The sequence below is a fragment of the Pseudomonas machongensis genome (assembly GCF_034961125.1).
Lineage (GTDB): Bacteria > Pseudomonadota > Gammaproteobacteria > Pseudomonadales > Pseudomonadaceae > Aquipseudomonas > Aquipseudomonas machongensis.
The window spans coordinates 280,154-300,367 of the sequence record NZ_JAYFUI010000180.1 but is presented as its reverse complement, the minus strand read 5'-3'; the positions used below and the strand labels follow the sequence as shown (position 1 = coordinate 300,367).

Below are 20,214 nucleotides of genomic sequence, written 5' to 3'. Positions count from 1 at the left end.
ACCTACATGGCAGCAGTACTGGTCGGCCAATTCCACGCCCGCGACGCCGAAGGCCGCATCTATCCGGTGCATGAGTTCCAGGAGTCGACCTTGCAGGCGGACGGCAGCACCCTGGGCGCGCCGATCACCACCTATCGCCTGGCCATCGGCGACCGGGTCAATTACCTGGGTGAAGACCGCTTCGAACTGGCCCAGAGCGGCGTCGAGATCATTCGCATTCCGTGACGCAATCCACCGTGTAAGGCCCATCGCCTTCATGCTGCAGGCCATGGACATCGGCAACGAAGCCGGGAAAGCCCCTGTCGAAGGCTCGAGCGAAGGCCAGGTAGTCGAGGATCGAACGGGTCGCCTCGGTGAAGCGTTCGCCCGGCATGATCAACGGAATACCTGGCGGGTAAGGCACCAGCATCACCGCCGAGATACGCCCGAGCAGTTGCTCGATCGGCACCGCCTCGACCTCCCCCTTCACCATTCGGTCGTAAGCCTGCCCTGGGCTCATGGCCACTTCCGGCAAGCGTGTGAACAGGCGTTTGAGCTGTTTGGCCGTAGCGTTGGCACGGTAGCAGTCGTGCAATTGCTCGCACAGATCGCGCAGGCCCAGCCCCTGATAACGCAACGGTGCGACGGCCACAACGCTGGGCAGGCACAGCTGCAGGACGGTATTGGCATCATAGTGGCGCTTGAACTCGAGCAACTCGGTCAGCAGTGTGCTCCACTTGCCCTTGGTGATCCCCATGGAGAACAGCACCAGGAAACTGTACAGCCCGGTCTTCTCTACCACCAATCCACGCTCCCAGAGGAACTTGCTCACCACCGCCGCTGGAATACCATGCTCACCGAGCACGCCCTCGGCGGTCAGCCCCGGCATCACCAGGGTCACCTTGAGCGGATCGAGCAGCACATAGTCGTGCGCCACCTCGCCAAAGCCATGCCACTGGGCGCCGGGCTCCAGCAGCCAGTCCTGCGCGGCCAGGCGCTGGATACCTTCGGCCGTCGGCGGCTGCCAGATGGTGAACCACCAGTCATCGGGCGCGATGTGCGCGCGCAGGTTAGCCAGCGCGCGACGAAAGCTCAGGGCCTCGTCGAACATCTCCTGCAGCAGTGATCGCCCGGCCGGGCCTTCCATCATGGTCGAGGCAACATCCAGCGATGCCAGGATGCTGTATTGAGGCGAGGTCGATATATGCATCATGAACGCCTCGTTGAAGCGATCGCGGTCAAGCTGGCGAAGGGCGCCGTCCTGTACATGGATCATCGAGGCCTGACTGAAGGCAGCCAGTAGCTTGTGGGTAGAATGCGTGCTGAACAGCAGCGGGCTGTCGACCTCGCGGGCGGTGCCCATGGCATAACGCCCACTGAAGAAGTCGTGGAACGCGGCGTAGGCGAACCAGGCCTCGTCGAAATGCAGTATCTCGACACTCGCGCCCAGGGCCTGCTTGATCTGGCCGGCGTGGTAGCACAAACCGTCATAGGTGGAGTTGGTCACCACCGCCAGGCGAATGCGCGGTGCGCGGCCACGGGTCAGGGGATTGACCTGGATCTTGGCCTCGATCGACTCGCGGCTGAACTCGTCGAGCGGAATCGGTCCGATGATGCCCAGTTCGTTACGCTCCGGACACAAGTACAACGGGATGGCGCCGGTCATGATGATCGCATGCACCACCGACTTGTGGCAGTTGCGGTCCACCAGCACAAGGTCATCACGCGCGACCATGGCATGCCAGACGATCTTGTTGGCGGTCGAAGTGCCATTGATGACGAAGAACGTATGATCTGCACCAAAATTTCGCGCAGCCCTGGCCTCGGCCTCGGCGAGCGGCCCGGTGTGATCGAGCAACGACCCCAGCTCTGGCACCGAGACCGAGAGGTCCGAGCGCAGGGTGTTTTCGCCGAAGAACTGGTGAAAGGCCTGGCCCACCGGACTTTTGCGATAAGCCACGCCACCACCGTGGCCAGGCGTGTGCCAGGAATAGTTCGATTGCGCAGTGTGTTGCACCAACGCCTTGAAGAAGGGAGGCAGCAGGCCGTCGAGATAATTGTGCGCAGCCCTCGCCACCTGCCGGGCCAGGAAGGGCACAGTGTCTTCGAACAGGTAGAGGATGCCACGCAACTGGTTCAGCTCGCTCATCGCCTCGGCAGGGGCATTTTCCAGGGTAACCTGCTCGCCCAGGGCAAAGATCGGCAGATCCGGTGCACGCAGCCGCGCCAGGCGGATCAGTTCGGCCATGTTCTGCAGCAGATGGATGTTGTCACCGACACCTTCGGCGGCGATCAGCATGCAGGCCAGGCCGTGGTGAGTGGCGGCGACCAGACGCGCTTCGGCGTGGTCGGCGGCGGCGAGGATGGCGAAGCCATCCTGCTTGAGCTCCTCGGCGATACCCCGTATGCGCTCACCGGCGACGCTGTCGGCCTTGATCGCACGGTGGACGATGAGGATGGGGAACTTGAGGTCCTTGTACATCAGGCCGCTACCTCCGAAGGACGCGTGTCCATTTCAGGGTAGTCGAGCCTCAGGGCAACTGTATGGGCGGTGTCAGCCTGCTGGCGTTTCGGTCAGTGCCTGCCACATCGCCGGCGCCCCCGCCGACTTGGCGATCGCCGCCAGACGCTCGGCATGTGCCTCGAGCTCCTCTTCGCTGGCCATGATCACGCGCCCCGGCTGACGCCCGACGATACGGCGGATCTCGCTACCATTTCCGCCCTGCCCTTCATTGTCTTCAGCGCCCTGGCCGGCCAGCGACAGGCTGGTCTGGCCACCGGTCATCGCCAGGTAGACGTCGGCCAGCAGTTCCGAGTCGAGCAGCGCGCCGTGCAAATCGCGGCCGGAGTTGTCGATGCCGTAGCGCTTGCACAGCGCATCGAGGCTGTTGCGCTGGCCCGGATGGCGCGAGCGCGCCATCATCAGGGTGTCGAGGATGGTGCAGTGCTGGGAGATGTCGGCGCGGTCCTGGCGGCCCATCAAGGCGAATTCGTTGTTGATGAAGCCAACGTCGAACGCCGCGTTGTGGATGACCAGTTGCGCGCCCTGGATGTACTCGAAGAACTCTTCGGCCACATCGGCGAAACGCGGCTTGCCGACCAGGAACGCGTCGGTGATGCCGTGAACGCCAATGGCGCCCTCGTCACTCTCGCGGTCTGGCTGCAGGTAGACGTGGAAGTTGCGCCCGGTCAGGCGCCGGCCGATGACCTCGACGCAACCGATCTCGATGATCCGGTGGCCTTCGCTGACCGGCATACCAGTGGTTTCGGTATCGAGGACGATCAGTCGGGTGTTCTGCTGCTCCACGCGGGGGCTCCAAGCGACTTCTGGGAAAGGGGGCGAGTATACATCAAACAGGCCACTGGCTTTGCAGGTGCCTCAACGCTTGGCGCGAAGCTCATCCACCCCGCGGTTGGCCAGCATGTCGGCCCGCTCGTTACCCGGATGCCCGATATGCCCGCGCACCCACTTCCAGGTCACCTTGTGCCGGTTGACCTGTTCATCGAGCAACTGCCAGAGGTCGGCATTCTTCACCGGCTCTTTGGCAGCGGTCTTCCAGCCGCGTTTCTTCCAGTTGGCCATCCACTCGGTGATGCCCTTCATCACATACTGCGAGTCGGTGGTCAGCACCACTTCGCATTCGCGCTTGAGCGCCATCAGCGCGCAGATCGCAGCCATGAGTTCCATGCGGTTGTTGGTGGTGTCGCGCTCGCCGCCCCACAGCTCCTTCTCGACGCCCTTGTAGACGATCAGGGCGCCCCAGCCACCCAGGCCAGGATTGCCCTTGCAGGCACCATCGGTGTAGATCTCGACGCTATCGCTCATGTACCGCCTTCATTCGCTTGCAGGTTATCGACCATGGACGGCGCGGTCAGGGCTCGCTGTGACGACGATTGACCTTGGCCAGCGGCAGGGGCAACAGCTTGCCCATCGGCTCGCGGCGCTCCATGGGCAGCGGTCGCAGGCCAACCACCATCTTGCGCGCCACCAGCAGGTAAACACCCCCGCCCGCGGTCTGCCATCCCCCGGCCATCCGCTCCCACCCCGCCAGGCGTTGTTGCCAGACCGGGGAGGAAAGCGGCGGACGATAGCACCCGAAGCGGCGTTTCTCCAGCGCGAAGCCCAGCAGGTTGAGCCAGTCGCCGACCCGCGACGGCGAGATGCAGCGCGCCTTGCGCAGCGCCCCGCGGCCGAAAAAGTGCCGTGCCCCCCAGGCGCTCCAGGGGTTGATGCCAACGATCAGCAGGTGCCCGCCCGGGCGCACCGCGCTGGCAGCCTGGCGCAACAGACCGTGGGGCGAGAGGCTGAAATCCAGGCCATGCTGCAGCACCACCACATCAGCCGCATGCTCGGACAACGGCCAGGCCTGTTCCTCGCAGACGATCTCCACACCCGGCAATGGCGCGCCGAGGCGCACCGTGCGTTGCACCTGCGGCGCGCTGGGCGGTGTATCGGCGCTCGGCCCATAGTGCACGAGAAAACCGCCGAAGAAGCGGCCCAGCTCATCCTCGAGCAGTTTTTCTTCCTCCTTGAGCATCAGTTGCCCGATGGGCCCGGCGAACCAGTCGCGGGCCAGGCTGATCAGCTCCACCCACTCGGGGTCGGCCTGGGCAAAGGCTTGGTCGGTCATTGCATTCTTCCTCGAAGGTTTCTTCAGCCACGCCATCGCAGCTAAGATGCCTTCATGTCCCACGCCAGATGATTCGGATCCGCGCCATGATACAGATCGATGCCCTTCCCGCTTTCTCCGACAACTACATCTGGTTGTTACAGGATACTGCCAAACGCCAGTGCGCGGTGGTCGACCCCGGCGACGCCAAACCGGTGCTGCAGTGGCTGCAGGCACACACCGACTGGACGCTCACCGACATCCTCATCACCCACCACCACAACGACCATGTCGGCGGTGTGGAACAACTCAAGCAGGCGACCGGTGCCAAGGTCTACGGCCCGGCCAACGAACGCATTCCGAGCCGCGACGTGGCGCTGGACGACGGCGACACCGTGACGGCGCTGGGCGTGACCTTCGAGGTGCTTGCCGTACCTGGCCACACCCTCGGCCATATTGCTTATTACAGTGCAAAAACACCGACCCCGCTGCTGTTCAGCGGCGACACCCTGTTCGCCGCCGGTTGCGGGCGAATGTTCGAAGGCACACCCGAACAGATGCAACCGGCCCTGCAGCGCCTGGCCGCGCTACCCGAAGCCACCGCCGTCTACTGCGCCCACGAATACACCCTGAGCAACCTGCGCTTTGCCAAGGCTGTGGAGCCGGATAACCCGCATGTTATCCAACGCTTCGAAGCGGTTACACGCCTGCGCGCCGACAATCGCATCACCCTGCCCTCGACCATCGGGCTGGAGCGCTTGACCAATCCGTTTCTTCGCACAACTGAAACATCCGTTAAACAAAAAGCAGACGAATGGAAGGGACATTCAAACGAATCCCAACCCGCTGTTTTTGCTGCCTTGAGGTCTTGGAAAGACGGTTTCTGATAACCTCACGATATATCGCAGCATGACATCCAAGGTTGACCCGACTGGATGCGGTTTCTAGAATCGCCGAAATTTTTTGCCCGGAAAACCGTGTCCGCCGATGTCTTCCCGTAGCCGCCGCACCGCTCATTCCGCCGCCCTGACGCGCCTGGCCCAAGTCAGCGCACTCGCTTTGGCCGCCACCCTCGTGGGCTGCCAGAGCACCCGTCAGGTCGACGAATCCGACAGCGTTCGCGCACACAACTCCCAGGCCCGGATCAAGCACAAACCAGCGCCGCTGATGATCAAGCCGGCCGAGCAAAAAGCGCCCGAGGATGTCTGGGAGCGCATGCGCCAGGGCTTCGCCCTGCAAGACAGCATCGACGTCAACCCGCGTATCGAGCAACAGCGCCTGTGGTTCGCCAGCAACCCGAGCTTCCTCGAGAACGCCGGCGAGCGTGGCAGCCTCTACCTGCACTACATCGTCGAGCGCCTCGAAGAACGCGACATGCCTCTTGAGCTGGCGCTGCTGCCGGCCATCGAAAGCGCCTACAACCCGATGGCCTACTCCCGCGCCCACGCGGCAGGCATGTGGCAATTCATCCCGTCCACCGGGCGCCACTTCAACCTGCGCCAGACCAACTTCTACGACGGTCGTCGCGACATCACCGCGTCCACCAACGCCGCGCTGGACTACCTGACCCGCCTGCACGACATGTTCAATGGCGACTGGCTGCTGGCCCTGGCCGCCTACAACGCTGGTGAAGGCACCGTCAGCCGGGCGATCGAACGCAACGAGCGCCTCGGCCTGCCCACCGACTACTGGAACCTGCCGCTGCCTCAGGAGACCCGCGACTACGTGCCCAAGCTGCTGGCGCTGTCGCAGGTGGTCCTGACACCACAGGCCTATGGCGTCAACCTCAGCCCCATCGCCAACGAGCCCTACTTCGAAGCCGTCGCCATCAACGAGCGCCTCGACCTGACCCGCGTCGCCGCCTTCGCCAATATCGACGAAGACGAACTGATCCAGCTCAACCCCGCGTTCAAGAAACGCATGACGGTCGATGGCCCGCAGCAACTGCTCGTTCCTACCGCCAAGGCGCAACTGCTGACCAGCAGCCTGTCCAACCTCAAGCCTGAGCAACTGGTCAGCCTGCAACCGAACAAGGCCGTGTTCCAGGCCGCCCTCGCCGAGGCCAAGGCACCGGCCGCAACCAGCAGTTACCGAGTCAAGCGCGGCGACAACCTGGGCGCCATCGCCAAGGCCAACCGTGTGTCGGTCAAGGACATCCAGCGCTGGAATCGCCTGTCGGGCAGCAACCTGAAAGTCGGCCAGGTTCTGGCCCTGCGTGGCGGTAACGCGCCGAGCGCCTCAGCCAACCGCGTCGCGGCAGCCAAGCAGCGCTCCACCCAGTACAAGGTACGCAAGGGCGACTCGTACTATCTGGTGGCCAAACGGTTCAATGTCGAGATGAAACACCTCAAGCGCTGGAACCCGCGCAGCGGCCAGGCACTCAAGCCCGGCCAGACACTCACCGTCTACCTGACGCGCTGACTGCGTAGGCGCGGGCTTGTCAGGGCGGCGAGCCGGCGCCATGCACCGCGGTGTACTTTTCGCGGGCCAGCCCGCTTCCACAACCGCCCCCGCCATACCCTTTTTCCATTCCAGACAAGCTGTTACTGTACGCCGGACCAAGCCCAACGCCGCCTTGACCGGATTCCAGACTTGATAAGACCCCTCCTCCTGTCACTGAGCCTGGCCTTGAGCTTCCCCGCAGTCGCGACCGTGACCGAAAGCCACGGGTATGCGCAGTTCGGCACGCTCAAGTACCCGGCCACGTTCACCCATTTCGACTGGGTCAATCCGCAGGCGCCTAAAGGCGGAACCTTGCGGGCCATGGCATTCGGTACCTTCGACACGCTCAACCCCTACACCTTCAAGGGCACCAGCCCCGTTTCGACGCCGAATTTCCAGCAGTACGGCGTCAACGAGCTGAACGAGACCTTGATGGTCGGCACCGGCCAATACGACCCTTCCGGCGACGAACCGACCTCCAGCTACGGCCTGATCGCCCGCTCGGTGGAGTACAGCGAAGACCGCAGTTGGGTGGTGTTCAACCTGCGTCCCGAGGCGCGTTTCCATGACGGGCACCCCATCACCTCGGCCGACGTGGCGTTCTCCTACCGCACCCTGCTCAAGGAAGGCCATCCGCTGTACCGCACCAACCTGCAGGAAGTGCAGCGCGTCGACATCCTGGGGCCGTTGCGTATCCGCTTCGTCTTCAAGCGCGCCGGGAACCCGCTGCTGATCCTGCGCTTGGGCGAAATGCCAGTGCTGCCGAAGCATTACTGGCAAGATCGTGACTTCAAGGCCACCACCTTCGAGCCTCCGCTGGGCAGCGGTCCGTACCGCATCACCGAGGTACAACCCGGTCGGCGCCTGGTGTTCAGCCGGGTGAAGAACTACTGGGGCAAGGATTTGCCGGTCAACCGCGGCAAGTACAACTTCAACCGCGTGGAGTTCGAGTTCTATCGTGACGCGACCGTGGCCTTCGAAGCGTTCAAGGCTGGCGAGTTCGACATCTACATCGAACACCAGGCCAAGAACTGGGCCAACGGCTACAACTTCCCGGCGATCCGCCGTGGTGATGTGATCAAGGCGCAGATCCCGCACCGGATCCCGACCCAGACCCAGGGTCTGTTCATGAACACCCGCCGCGACGCGTTCGCCGACCCCAAGGTACGCCAGGCGCTGGGGCTGATGCTCGATTTCGAGTGGACCAACCGTGCCCTGTTCAGCAGTGCCTACCGTCGCTCGACCAGTTACTACCCCAACAGTGAATTCACCGCCAGCGGGCTGCCCACCGGCAAGGAATGGCTGCTGCTCTCACCGTTTCGCGAACAGTTACCCGCCAAGCTCTTCACCGAGCCCTACCAGGTCAGCCAGACCGACGGGCGCGGCATCGACCGCCAGACCTTGCGCACGGCCCTGGGCCTTCTCGGCGAAGCCGGCTGGAAGCTCGACGGGCAGCGCCTGGTCGACGCCAAAGGCCGCCAGTTGCGCCTGGAGTTGCTGCTGGTAAACCCGAATCTGGAACGCATCCTGCAACCTTATGTCGAAAATCTGTCCAGCATCGGCATCGACGCGCGCTTGCGCACGGTAGACCGAGCCCAGTACAAACAACGGCTGGACCAATTCGACTTCGACATGATCCTGATGACCCTGAACCAGACCCTCAGCCCCGGCCTCGAGCAGTGGCAGTACTTCCACTCAAGCCAGGCCACCGTCAAGGGCAGCAAGAACTACGCGGGCATCAAGGACCCTGTGGTCGATCACCTGCTCGACACGCTCATGGCCGCCCGCACCCGCGACGATCAGGTCGCCGCTGCGCGCGCACTGGACCGGGTGCTGTCGTGGCACTACTACATGATTCCCAACTGGTACCTGGACAACCATCGCCTGGCCTACCGCAACCGGTTCGCCTTCGTCACCACGCCGCCCTACACCCTGGGCCTGAACAGCTGGTGGCTCAAGACTTCGGAGAAAGCCAAATGATGCCGACGCCTCGCCTGCGCCTGGCCTGCAGCCTGTTGCTCGCCTGCCTGAGCCTACCCGCGCTGGCCGCCCCGCAACACGCCCTGACGCTCTACGACGAACCGCCCAAGTACCCCGCCGACTTCAAGCATTTCGACTACGTCAATCCCGATGCCCCCAAGGGCGGGACCTTCCGCCAGTCCAGCTTCGGCGGTTTCGACAGCCTCAACCCCTTCATCAACAAGGGCGTATCGGCCGACAACATCAGCATCATCTACGACACCCTGATGCGCCAGAGCCTGGACGAGCCCTTCACCGAGTACGGGCTGGTCGCCGGCAAGATCGAGAAGGCCCCTGACAACAGCTGGGTACGCTTCTACCTGCGACCTGAAGCACGCTTCCATGACGGCCACCCCATCCGCGCCGAAGACGTCGTGTTCAGCTTCAACGCCCTCACCCAGCAGGGCGCGCCGTTGTACCGCCAGTACTACGGTGATGTCTCCGAGGTGATCGTCGAAGACCCGCTGCGCGTCTTGTTCAAGTTCAAGCACAGCAACAACCGCGAACTGCCGCTGATCCTGGGCCAGTTGCCAGTGCTGCCCAAGCATTGGTACGAGACTCGCGACTTCACCCGCGGCAACCTCGAGATCCCGCTGGGCAGCGGCCCGTACAAGGTTGCCGAGGTCAAGGCCGGACGCTCGATCCGTTACGAGCGGGTCAAGGACTACTGGGCCAAGGACCTGCCGATCAACCGCGGCATGTTCAACTTCGACGCCATGACCTTCGACTCCTACCGCGACACTGCCGTCGCCCTCGAAGCACTCAAGGCCGGGCAGTTCGACTATGCCCTGGAAGTCAGCGCGAAGAACTGGGCCACCGCCTACAATGTTCCCGCTGTGCGCGACGGGCGTCTGATCAAGGAAGAGTTGCCCAACGGCAATCCGGTCGGCATGCAGGGCTTCATCTTCAACCTGCGCAAGCCCGTGTTCCAGGACATCCGCGTGCGCCAGGCCCTGAGCCTGCTGCTCGATTACGAATGGACCAACAAGCAGCTGTTCAACGGTGCCTACACCCGCACCGGCAGCTACTTCGAAAACTCCGAGATGGCCGCTACGGGCCTGCCCTCCGCCGACGAGTTGAAGATTCTCGAGCCGCTGCGCGGCAAGATTCCCGAGCAGGTCTTCAGCGAGGCGTTCCACAATCCCGTCACCGACGGCAGCGGCATGATTCGCGAGCAGCAACGCAAGGCTTACCAGTTGTTGATGGACGCCGGTTGGAAGATCGAGAACGACAAGATGGTCGACGCCCAGGGCAAGCCGGTGTCGATCGAGTTTCTCCTGGCACAGACCGAGTTCGAACGCATCCTGCTGCCGTTCAAGCGCAACCTCGCCGACCTGGGCATCGACCTGACCATCCGTCGCGTCGACGTCTCGCAATACATCACGCGCCTGCGCTCGCGCGACTTCGACATGATCGTCGGCGGCTTCCCGCAATCCAACTCGCCGGGCAACGAACAGCGCGAGTACTGGACCAGCGCTGCCGCCGACCGCTCGGGCAGCCGCAACACCATCGGCCTGCGCGACCCGGCCATCGACCAACTGGTCGAAGACCTGATCAATGCCGACTCGCGCCAGAGCCTGGTCGCCCACACCCGCGCGCTGGACCGTGTACTGCTGTGGGGCTACTACGTCATTCCCAACTGGCACATCAAGACCTGGCGGGTCGCCTACTGGAACCACCTTGGCCATCCGAAGGTGTCACCCAACTACGATATCGGCATCGACACCTGGTGGATCAAGCCTGACGTGACCCCGGCCGTCAGCGAAGCGCGCGTGCCACTCGTGGACGAGGCGAACTGACATGCTTGCCTACATTCTGCGCCGCCTGCTGCTGATCATCCCGACCCTGTTCGGCATCCTTATCATCAACTTCATCATCGTCCAGGCCGCCCCCGGTGGCCCGGTCGAGCAGATGATCGCCAAGCTCGAAGGCTTCGATGGCGCCACCAGCCGCATTGCCGGCGGCGGTGCCGAAGTATCGGTAGCCGGCTCCAACTACCGCGGCGCCCAAGGCCTGGACCCGGCGCTGGTCGCTGAAATCGAACGCATGTACGGCTTCGACAAGTCAGCCCCAGAGCGGTTGTGGATCATGGTCAAGAACTACGCCCAGCTCGACTTCGGCGACAGCTTCTTCCGCGATGCCAAGGTCATCGACCTGATCGCCGAGAAGATGCCCGTGTCGATCTCGCTGGGGTTGTGGAGCACACTGATCATGTACCTGGTGTCGATCCCGCTAGGGATTGCCAAGGCGGTGCGCCATGGCAGCCACTTCGACGTCTGGACCAGCTCGGCGATCATCGTCGGCTACGCCATCCCCGCGTTCCTCTTCGCCATCCTGCTGATCGTGCTGTTCGCCGGTGGCAGCTATTTCGACTGGTTCCCGCTCCGGGGCCTGACGTCGAACAACTTCGACGAGCTGTCCACCACCGGCAAGGTGATGGACTACTTCTGGCACCTGGTGCTGCCGATCACCGCGCTGGTGATCGGCAACTTCGCCACCATGACCCTGCTGACCAAGAACAGCTTCCTCGACGAGATCAACAAGCAGTACGTGATCACCGCCAAGGCCAAGGGCCTGAGCCGCAACCGCGTGCTCTACGGCCATGTATTCCGCAACGCCATGCTGCTGGTGATCGCAGGCTTTCCGTCGGCGTTCATCGGTATCTTCTTCACCGGCTCCCTGCTGATCGAGGTGATTTTCTCTCTCGACGGCCTGGGCCTGATGAGTTTCGAAGCGGCCATCAACCGCGACTACCCGGTGGTGTTCGGCACCCTGTTCATCTTCACCCTGCTGGGGCTGGTGGTGAAACTGATCGGCGACCTCACCTACACCCTGGTCGATCCGCGCATCGACTTCGCCAGCCGGGAGCACTGACATGGCCCTCTCTCCCCTGAACCGCCGGCGCTTCGAGCGCTTCAAGGCCAACCGTCGCGGCTGGTGGTCGCTGTGGCTGTTCCTCATCCTGTTCGGCCTGAGCCTGGGTGCCGAGCTGATCGCCAACGACAAGCCCATCGCCGTGCGCTACGACGGCGAGTGGTACTTCCCGGCGTTCAAGCGCTACCCGGAAACCACCTTCGGCGGCGAATTCCCGCTGGAAGCCAACTACAAGAGCCCCTATATCCGCGAACTGCTGGAAAAAAAGGACAGCTTCGTGCTGTGGGCGCCGATCCCGTTCAGCTACCAGAGCATCAACTACGACCTGAAGGTCCCTGCCCCCGCGCCGCCTTCGGCCGACAACCTGCTCGGCACCGACGACCAGGGGCGCGACGTGCTTGCCCGGGTGATCTACGGATTCCGCGTCTCGGTGCTGTTCGCCCTGACGCTGACCATCGCCAGCTCCATCGTCGGCGTCATCGCCGGTGCCCTGCAGGGCTTCTATGGCGGCTGGGTGGACCTGGCTGGCCAGCGTTTCCTGGAAATCTGGTCGGGCCTGCCGGTGCTCTACCTGTTGATCATCCTCGCAAGCTTCGTGCAGCCCAACTTCTGGTGGTTGCTCGGCATCATGCTGCTGTTCTCATGGATGAGCCTGGTGGATGTCGTGCGCGCCGAGTTCCTGCGCGGACGCAACCTCGAGTACGTGCGCGCTGCCCGCGCCCTGGGTATGCGCAACGGCCCGATCATGTTCCGCCACATCCTGCCCAACGCCATGATCTCGACCATGACCTTCATGCCATTCATCCTCACCGGCGCCATCGGCACCCTCACCGCCCTCGACTTCCTCGGCTTCGGCTTGCCCGCAGGCTCGCCGTCGCTGGGCGAACTGGTCGCCCAGGGCAAGTCCAACCTGCAGGCGCCGTGGCTGGGCATCAGCGCCTTCGCCGTGCTGGCCGTCATGCTGAGCCTGCTGGTGTTCATCGGCGAATCCGCCCGCGATGCCTTCGACCCGAGGAAATGACATGAGCCAAGACACCCTGATCGAAGTGCGCGACCTGGCGGTGGAGTTCGTCACCGGCGAGCAGGTCAACCGCGTCGTCGATGGCATCAGTTTCGACATCCGCAAGGGCGAGACCCTCGCCCTGGTCGGCGAGAGCGGCTCAGGCAAATCAGTCACCGCCCACTCGATCCTGCGCCTGCTGCCCTACCCGCTTGCACGCCACCCCAGCGGCACCATCCACTACGACGGCAAGGACCTCCTGCACCTGGGCGAGAAGCCCATGCAGCGCATCCGCGGCAATCGCATCGCGATGATTTTCCAGGAGCCGATGACCTCGCTGAACCCACTGCATTGCATCGAGAAGCAGATCAACGAGATCCTCCTGCTGCACAAAGGCCTCACCGGCAAGCAGGCCACCGCGCGCACCCTGGAGCTGCTCGAACTGGTCGGCATCCCCGACCCGAAGAAGCGCCTCAAGGCCCTGCCCCACGAGCTCTCCGGCGGCCAGCGCCAGCGCGTCATGATCGCCATGGCCCTGGCCAACGAACCCGAACTGCTGATCGCCGACGAGCCCACCACCGCGCTCGACGTCACCGTGCAGCTCAAGATTCTCGATTTGCTCAAATCCCTGCAGGCGCGCCTGGGCATGGCGCTGCTGCTGATCAGCCATGACCTCAACCTGGTGCGGCGTATCGCCCACCGCGTGTGCGTGATGCAGTGCGGCAAGATCGTCGAACAGGCCGACTGCGAGACACTGTTCAAGGCCCCGCAGCACCCCTATACGCAGATGCTGATCAATGCCGAACCCAGCGGTGGCCCGGCGGCGAACGCGATCGGCAAACCGCTGCTGGAAGTCAACGACCTGAAGGTGTGGTTCCCGATCAAGAAGGGCCTGCTGCGCCGCACTGTCGACCATGTGAAAGCCGTCGACGGGATCAATTTCAGCCTCCCGCAGGGGCAAACCCTGGGGATCGTTGGTGAGAGCGGATCCGGCAAATCGACATTGGGGCTGGCGATCCTGCGCTTGATCGCAAGCCAGGGTGGGATTCGCTTCCACGGGCAGTCGCTGGAAGGGCTGAAGCAGCAGGACGTGCGGCCGCTGCGCCGCGAAATGCAGGTGGTGTTCCAGGACCCGTTCGGCAGCCTGAGCCCGCGCATGTGCGTGGCCGACATCGTTGGCGAGGGCTTGCGGATTCACAAGATCGGCACCCCCGCCGAGCAGGAAGCCGCGATCATTGCGGCGCTGGAGGAAGTGGGGCTGGACCCGCGCACACGGCACCGGTATCCGCACGAGTTCTCTGGCGGGCAGCGCCAGCGGATCGCGATCGCCCGGGCACTGGTGTTGAAGCCGGCATTGATCCTGCTGGACGAACCGACCTCGGCGCTGGACCGCACCGTACAGCGCCAGGTCGTGGAGCTGCTGCGCAACCTGCAGTTGAAGTACAACCTGACGTACCTGTTCATCAGCCATGACCTGGCGGTGGTCAAGGCGTTGAGTCACCAATTGATGGTGATCAAGCACGGGCACGTGGTGGAGCAAGGCGATGCGCAGGAGATCTTCCATGCGCCGCAGCATCCGTATACGCGTCAGTTGCTGGAGGCGGCGTTTCTGGAGACGGCAAACGGTTGATCCCTTTGTGCAATGACAAAGAGCGACTAACTCGTTCAAAACCCAAGAGCCTGCTCAGCCCTCATAGGAGTGAGCAGGCTCAAGTCGGCTAGCGCTCAGGCTTCGGCGGCGCGGGCAGTCACTGCCTCGCCTTCGAGCACCATCCCCTCGCGCATCTTCTGCGCATCACGCACAAAGCAACGCGACGCCGCCAGCAGAAACACCAGGGTTAGCAGCAGCGCCACCGGGATCAGGTACATCGCGTCATGCAGCCCCTGGGCCTTGAACGCCTCGCTCATCACCAGCTGTCCCGCCGTCTCCATGGCCGACACGGCGAAATGATCCGACAGCCCACCGACCACCACCGGCCCCAGGCCGCCGCCGAGCAGGTACAGCCCGGCGAAGTACAGGGCCATGGCGGTAGCCCGCAGGCGCGGTTGCACCACATCCTGAATCGCCGTGTACACGCAGGTATAGAAGTTGTACGAGAACAGCCAGCCGACGCCGAACACCGCGACGAACAGCCCCAGCTCGATACGCCCGGCATGCAGTGCCCAGGCGGTGGCGAGAGTGGCCACCAACATGCTCAGCGCGGCGAACAACAGACGCCCATTGGCAAAACGCTGGTGCACCTTGTCGGCCACCCAGCCCCCTAGCGTGAGCCCCACCAGGCCGCTCAGACCGACGATCATCCCCGTTGCCACGGCCGCATCGTGCAAGGGCAAGGCGAAGTAGCGCTGCAGCATCGGCACCATGAACGAGTTGCAGGCGTAGGAAGCGAAGTTGAAGGTCAGCCCCGCCAGTACCAGCCAGGCGAACGTGGGCACGCTCAGCACCCGACGCAGCGGGCGATCGATCGGCGCGAGGGAGATGGCAACGGTTTCCGCAGCGCCCCGGGCAGGTTCGCGGATCAGGAAGATGAACAGCGCCAACACCAGGCCGGGTACCGCAGCGATGAAGAACGGCGCACGCCAGCTGCCAAACGCCTGGACCATGGCGCCGATGGTGAAGAACGCCAGCAACAGGCCTAGCGGCAGGCCGAGCATGAAGATGCCCATCGCCCGCGACCGTCGCTCGGCCGGGAACAGATCGCCGATCAGCGAGTTGGCGGCCGGCGCATAGCTGGCTTCACCGATGCCCACGCCCATGCGCACCAGCAGAAAACTCCAGAAGCTGCCGACCATGCCGTTGACCGCCGTCAGCCCGCTCCAGGCCGCCAGGCCCCAGCCCATCAGCTTGGCCCGCGAGCCGGTATCGGCCATGCGCGCTAGCGGCAGGCCAGCGATGGCGTATACCAAGGTGAAGGCGGTGCCGATCAGGCCGATCTGGAAGTCGCTCAGGTGCCATTCCAGGCGGATCGGTTCGATGATGATCGCGGGTATGGTGCGGTCGAAGAAGTTGAACAGGTTGGCCAGAAACAGCAGGAACAAGATGCGCCAGGCGTTGGACGCTTGGGGGGCGGTGGTCATGGTCGGGTCCCTCGTTATCGTTATTCAGGGCTTCCAGCACGCCTGACGAAATCTAGAGGGTAAGGTGCGAAACGTCTGCCACCATTGACCGGGCTTATATCGCGCGATGGGCTGGAGCCTGACGGACCGCCCGCAGCATTCAGACCGATGGCGGCGCCACCAACCGATAGCCCACACCCGCCTCGGTGATGATGTACCGCGGCGCGGTCGGATCGTCGCCCAGCTTGTGCCGCAGATGCCCCACCACGATGCGCAGGTAGTGGGTGTCGTCGACATGGGTCGGGCCCCAGATATCCTTGAGCAGTTGCTGTTGGGTGATCACCCGCCCCGGATGCCCGGCCAGTTGCGCCAGCAGCGCGTACTCCTTGCGTGTCAGTGCCACCTCGACGCCGTCGAGCGTGACCTTGCGATAGGCGAAGTCGACCACCAGCGCACCGAAGCTGGCACTGGCCGCTTGCCCGGAGCCCGCCTGGGGTTTGTGCCGCAACAGCGCGCGCACCCGGGCTAGGAACTCCTGGATACCGAACGGCTTGGTCACGTAGTCGTTGGCACCGCCATCCAGCGCATCGACCTTCTGCACCTCGCTGGCTCGCACCGACAGCACCATCACCGGCACGGCGCTCCACTCGCGCAGTTCGCGCAACACCTGCTGGCCGTCCATATCCGGCAAGCCGAGATCGAGCACCACCAGGTCAGGCTTGCTCAGCGCCGCCTGGGCCAGGCCTTCGCCGCCGGTCGCAGCCTCGATCACCTTGTAGCCCTGGGACACGAGGCTGATGCGCAGGAACTTGCGGATCTGCGGTTCGTCGTCGATGACCAGAAGGGTGGCGGCTTGGCTCATGGGGCTTCACTGTCGCTGTCGGGTTGAAGAGGCAACGGCAAGCATAGAGTGATGCAGGTGCCCTGGCCATCGATGCCCTCGCCGACCAGTATGCTGCCGCCATGGGCGCCGATCATGCCCTGGCAGATCGCAAGCCCCAGGCCTGTGCCCTGCCCGCCGCGGTCGCCGCGGGCAGCGGTGTAGAACATGTCGAAGATCTTCTCGCGCTCGGCCACCGGAATGCCCGGGCCCTGATCCGCGACCGCGAAGCACAGGCGCTCGTCCTGCACCTCCACCCGCAGCGCCAGGCGACCATTGACCGGCGAGAAACGTGCGGCATTCTCCAGTACGTTGACCAGCGCCTGCTCGATCAGCGCTGCATGCACGAACAGCAGGGGCAGCTCTGCAGGTACCTCGGTGTCTACGCGCAACGGTGCCAGCACCGCGCGCAGACGGTTCAGAGCGCTGCCAACGATATCGCCGGGCGACACCCAGTCACGCGCAAGCTTCAAGCCGCCATGGCCCAGCCGGGTCATGTCGAGCAGGTTCTGGATGTAACGATCCAGGCGCTCGGCTTCGTTGCGTGTGCCTTCGAGCAGCTCACGGCGATCGTCCGGAGGGATCGCATCACCCAGTGCCAGCAAGCTGTCGATGCTACCGCGCATGGCGGTCAGCGGGGTGCGCAGATCATGGGACACCGAGGCAAGCAAGGCGCTGCGCAACTGCTCGGTTTCGCCATGCAGGCGCGCGGCTTCGAGCTGCTCGCCCAGGCGCGCGCGGGCCAGGGCCTGGGCCAGCGGCTCGGCCAGCGCCGTCAGCAAGCGACGGCGCTGCGCGCTCAACGGCTCGCCCGAGGCCGGCTGCACACCCAGCAAGGCCAAGGGAGTCTCGTCGACCGCCAGCGGCCACCACCACCAGCGACCATGGGGCAAGGTATCGCTGCCATGCCCTGCTGCCTGGCCATGTTGCCAGGCCCATTCGGCAGCGGCGCGCTCATTGTCGGTAAAGACCTGCGGCCCGCCGCTGGCGACCTGCAACAAGCCCTCGGCATCGCGCTCGAGCAGACAGATCTGGATGCCCTGCCAATCGCCCAGGTGCTGGCCGGCGGCACTGAATACTGCCTGGCGATCCGTGGCCACGGTCAGGCGGCGCGACAGGTCGAGCAGTTGCCGGGTCTCGCCCTGGGTTTCGCGCAGCGCCTGCAACTGACGGCGCTGACGAGCGGCGAGATTGCCGGTCAGGGCCGCCATGAGCAGGAAGAACACCAGGGTCAGCACGTCCTCTTCGCGCTGGATGCTGAACGAAAAGCTCGGCGGGATGAACAGGAAGTCGTAGGTCAGGAACGACAGCGCCGCACAGGCCAGCGCAGGCCCCAAGCTGCTGCGTACCGCGACCAGCAGCACCGCCGCGAGGAACACCAGCGAAATGTTCGGCAACGCCAGCACGCTGGACACGGCCCACGCCAGCCCTGCCGCCAGTGCGGTCGCCAGCAGCGCCAGCCAATAGTGGCGCCAGACCCAGACGCGATTGACCACCGCACGTGCCGGTGCGGGTTGAGTGTCGCGGTCGAGCACGTTGATCTCCAACCCCCGGCTGTCGCGCAGCAAGCGCGCGGCGACGCCCGCACCGAGCACGCGGCGGCGCAGGCGGTCGCGGGACTGGCCGACCAGCACCAGGCTCGCCCGTCGTTCCAGCGCATGCTGGATGAGCGTGCGCGCCACCTCACCGGCCCTGAGCACCACGACTTCTCCGCCCAGGCGCTCGGCCAGCTGCTGCGCAGCCTGCAGGCGCTGACGCGCGCCCTCTTCACGCAGCCTGCCGTTGTCGACATGCACCAGGCTCCACGGCAGGTGCCGACGCTGGGCGACGCGGCTGGCATGGCGCACCAGACGCTCGGCCTGTTCATCGCCATCGACCCCGACCAGCAGGCGCCCTCGCAAGGTCGGCGCCTGCTCGCCGCGCTGGCGGTAGCCATGGGCAAGGTCGGCATCGACCTGGGCTGCAGCGGCCTGCATGGCCAGTTCGCGCAAGGCGGTGAGGTTGGTCTGGGAGAAGAACGCATCGATCGCCGCCCTCGCCTGCTCAGGCACGTAGACCTTGCCTTCGCGCAAGCGCTCGAGCAGTTCACGTGGCGGCAGGTCGATCAGCACCAGCTCGAAGGCTTCCTGCAGCACCCAGTCGGGCAGGGTTTCGCGCACCTGAACACCCGTGATGTCGCGAACCTTGTCGTTGAGGCTTTCCAGGTGCTGGACATTGACCGTGGTATACACATCGATACCAGCAGCGAGCAGTTCCTGGACATCCTGCCAGCGCTTGGCGTGACGGCTGCCGGGGGCGTTGGTATGAGCCAGCTCGTCGACCAGCGCCAGCGGTGGTGCAGCCTTGAGCAAGCCATCGAGGTCCATTTCTTCGAGGATGACGCCGCGGTACTCGCTGCGCACCAAGGGCTGCTGCGCCAAGCCACCGAGCAGCGCCTCGGTTTCGGCCCGGCCATGGGTCTCCACCACCGCCGCCAGCACCTTTACCCCCTGGCGCTGCTGGGCATGGGCGGCCTGGAGCATGGCGAACGTCTTGCCCACGCCGGGAGCTGCGCCCAGAAATACTTTAAGCCTGCCGCGACCGTTGCGGGGCAGGCTCGCCAACAGCGCATCGGCGCGGGCGGAATCACTCATGCTTGATCCTTTGGTAAGGGGGCCAGGGGCCAGCTTCGCAGGCCATCACGGGGCAAGCCACAGGTCCTGCGCCGTTCTTGTGAGCGCCGGTGAACCTGTGGAAGCGGGCTTGCCCCGCGATGGCCGCGACACGGTCTCGATTATCAGCGATCTGTAACAGGCGCCAACCGCTCCAACGCCTGGTTCAACGCCAACACATTGACCACCGGCGGGCCGACCAATGGCCGCAGAGTGGCCTCATCCACCAGCGCTTGCAAGCGCTCGATGGGGATCTGCCGCGCCGCCGCCACGCGCGGCAACTGGTAGGCGATCGCCTCCGGCGGCAACTGCGGGTCGAGCCCGCTGCCGGAGGTGGTCAACAGGGCCTGCGGCACCGGCCCAAGCTCAGGCTGGTACAGGGCGGCGGCATCACTCTTGACCCGCTCCGCCAGCGCCGGATTGCTCGGTGCCAGGTTGCTCGCGCTGCTGGACACCGTCGCGAAGGCGCCGGCCGAAGGGCGCGACTGGAACCAGCCGTCGCCCTTGAATTCCTGGGCGATCAACGCCGAGCCGCGAACCTGCCCCTGCTCATCGCGCACCAGGCTGCCATTGGCCTGTTCGGGGAAGGCGACCTGGGCGATACCGGTCACCGCCAGCGGGTACAGTGCGCCGGTGACCAGGGTCATCAGCAGGACCAGGCTCACGGCCGGGCGTACGTAGGTGCTCATGTTCGTCTCTCCT

The 20,214-nt window shown here is 64.4% G+C and carries 16 protein-coding genes; 8 read left to right on the top strand and 8 right to left on the bottom strand.

Translation table 11 applies throughout. The annotated features are described in order from the left end of the window. The first annotated feature begins 6 nt into the window (after positions 1 to 6). Positions 7 to 225, top strand: coding sequence for a hypothetical protein (locus tag VA602_RS17300; RefSeq protein WP_054894341.1), 219 nt, complete (start codon positions 7 to 9; stop codon positions 223 to 225). On the opposite strand, the gene VA602_RS17295 is transcribed toward VA602_RS17300, so the two are convergent. From VA602_RS17295 to VA602_RS17280, 4 genes are all read right to left on the bottom strand, one after another. Next, the gene (locus VA602_RS17295; protein WP_323453797.1) at positions 209 to 2,461 is read right to left on the bottom strand and encodes an Orn/Lys/Arg family decarboxylase; all 2,253 of its coding nucleotides are present in this window, start codon (positions 2,459 to 2,461) and stop codon (positions 209 to 211) included. The genes VA602_RS17300 and VA602_RS17295 overlap by 17 nt on opposite strands. A 72-nt stretch (positions 2,462 to 2,533) precedes the next feature. Continuing rightward, entirely contained in the window at positions 2,534 to 3,286 is a 753-nt protein-coding gene (dnaQ, locus tag VA602_RS17290; RefSeq protein ID WP_256093694.1) for a DNA polymerase III subunit epsilon, read from the bottom strand. A 72-nt stretch (positions 3,287 to 3,358) separates the two neighbouring features. After that, complete coding sequence (rnhA, locus tag VA602_RS17285; RefSeq protein ID WP_054894343.1) at positions 3,359 to 3,805, bottom strand: ribonuclease HI; 447 nt, start codon at positions 3,803 to 3,805, stop codon at positions 3,359 to 3,361. A gap of 46 nt (positions 3,806 to 3,851) precedes the next feature. Then, positions 3,852 to 4,610 carry a methyltransferase domain-containing protein gene (locus tag VA602_RS17280; protein WP_054894344.1) on the bottom strand — a complete coding sequence of 253 codons (759 nt, stop codon included), beginning with the start codon at positions 4,608 to 4,610 and terminating at the stop codon, positions 3,852 to 3,854. Between the two features lie 86 nt (positions 4,611 to 4,696). Here VA602_RS17280 and gloB point away from each other — a divergent pair, with 86 nt between their 5' ends. The 7 genes from gloB to VA602_RS17245 all read left to right on the top strand — a co-directional run bounded on the left by gloB (position 4,697) and on the right by VA602_RS17245 (position 14,554). After that, the gene (gene gloB / locus VA602_RS17275; RefSeq protein WP_063545564.1) at positions 4,697 to 5,476 is read left to right on the top strand and encodes a hydroxyacylglutathione hydrolase; all 780 of its coding nucleotides are present in this window, start codon (positions 4,697 to 4,699) and stop codon (positions 5,474 to 5,476) included. Positions 5,477 to 5,576: 100 nt separating this feature from the next. Continuing rightward, on the top strand, positions 5,577 to 7,010 hold the full coding sequence (locus tag VA602_RS17270; RefSeq protein WP_323453796.1) for a lytic transglycosylase domain-containing protein: 1,434 nt from the start codon (positions 5,577 to 5,579) through the stop codon (positions 7,008 to 7,010). A 171-nt stretch (positions 7,011 to 7,181) separates the two neighbouring features. Next, positions 7,182 to 9,011 (top strand): extracellular solute-binding protein, encoded by a 1,830-nt coding sequence (locus VA602_RS17265; RefSeq protein ID WP_112898738.1) that lies wholly within the window; start codon positions 7,182 to 7,184, stop codon positions 9,009 to 9,011. Beyond that, complete coding sequence (locus tag VA602_RS17260; RefSeq protein WP_323453795.1) at positions 9,008 to 10,849, top strand: extracellular solute-binding protein; 1,842 nt, start codon at positions 9,008 to 9,010, stop codon at positions 10,847 to 10,849. Before VA602_RS17265 ends, VA602_RS17260 begins: the two co-directional genes overlap by 4 nt. Position 10,850: 1 nt before the next feature. Then, positions 10,851 to 11,924, top strand: a complete 1,074-nt coding sequence (locus tag VA602_RS17255; RefSeq protein WP_054894348.1) for a microcin C ABC transporter permease YejB — start codon at positions 10,851 to 10,853, stop codon at positions 11,922 to 11,924. Position 11,925: 1 nt separating this feature from the next. Then, the gene (locus tag VA602_RS17250) at positions 11,926 to 12,945 is read left to right on the top strand and encodes an ABC transporter permease (RefSeq protein WP_054894349.1); all 1,020 of its coding nucleotides are present in this window, start codon (positions 11,926 to 11,928) and stop codon (positions 12,943 to 12,945) included. A 1-nt stretch (position 12,946) separates the two neighbouring features. After that, entirely contained in the window at positions 12,947 to 14,554 is a 1,608-nt protein-coding gene (locus VA602_RS17245) for an ABC transporter ATP-binding protein (RefSeq protein ID WP_323453794.1), read from the top strand. 95 nt (positions 14,555 to 14,649) lie between these two features. Here VA602_RS17245 and VA602_RS17240 read toward each other — a convergent pair whose 3' ends face one another. From VA602_RS17240 to kdpC, 4 genes are all read right to left on the bottom strand, one after another. Continuing rightward, the gene (locus VA602_RS17240; RefSeq protein WP_323453793.1) at positions 14,650 to 16,002 is read right to left on the bottom strand and encodes a spinster family MFS transporter; all 1,353 of its coding nucleotides are present in this window, start codon (positions 16,000 to 16,002) and stop codon (positions 14,650 to 14,652) included. A 139-nt stretch (positions 16,003 to 16,141) separates the two neighbouring features. After that, the gene (locus tag VA602_RS17235; protein WP_054894352.1) at positions 16,142 to 16,843 is read right to left on the bottom strand and encodes a response regulator; all 702 of its coding nucleotides are present in this window, start codon (positions 16,841 to 16,843) and stop codon (positions 16,142 to 16,144) included. Then, positions 16,840 to 19,494, bottom strand: coding sequence for a sensor histidine kinase KdpD (locus VA602_RS17230; protein ID WP_323453792.1), 2,655 nt, complete (start codon positions 19,492 to 19,494; stop codon positions 16,840 to 16,842). The genes VA602_RS17235 and VA602_RS17230 overlap by 4 nt, the downstream gene beginning before the upstream one ends. A gap of 143 nt (positions 19,495 to 19,637) precedes the next feature. Then, complete coding sequence (gene kdpC / locus VA602_RS17225) at positions 19,638 to 20,201, bottom strand: potassium-transporting ATPase subunit KdpC (RefSeq protein ID WP_323453791.1); 564 nt, start codon at positions 20,199 to 20,201, stop codon at positions 19,638 to 19,640. Positions 20,202 to 20,214 lie beyond the last annotated feature (13 nt).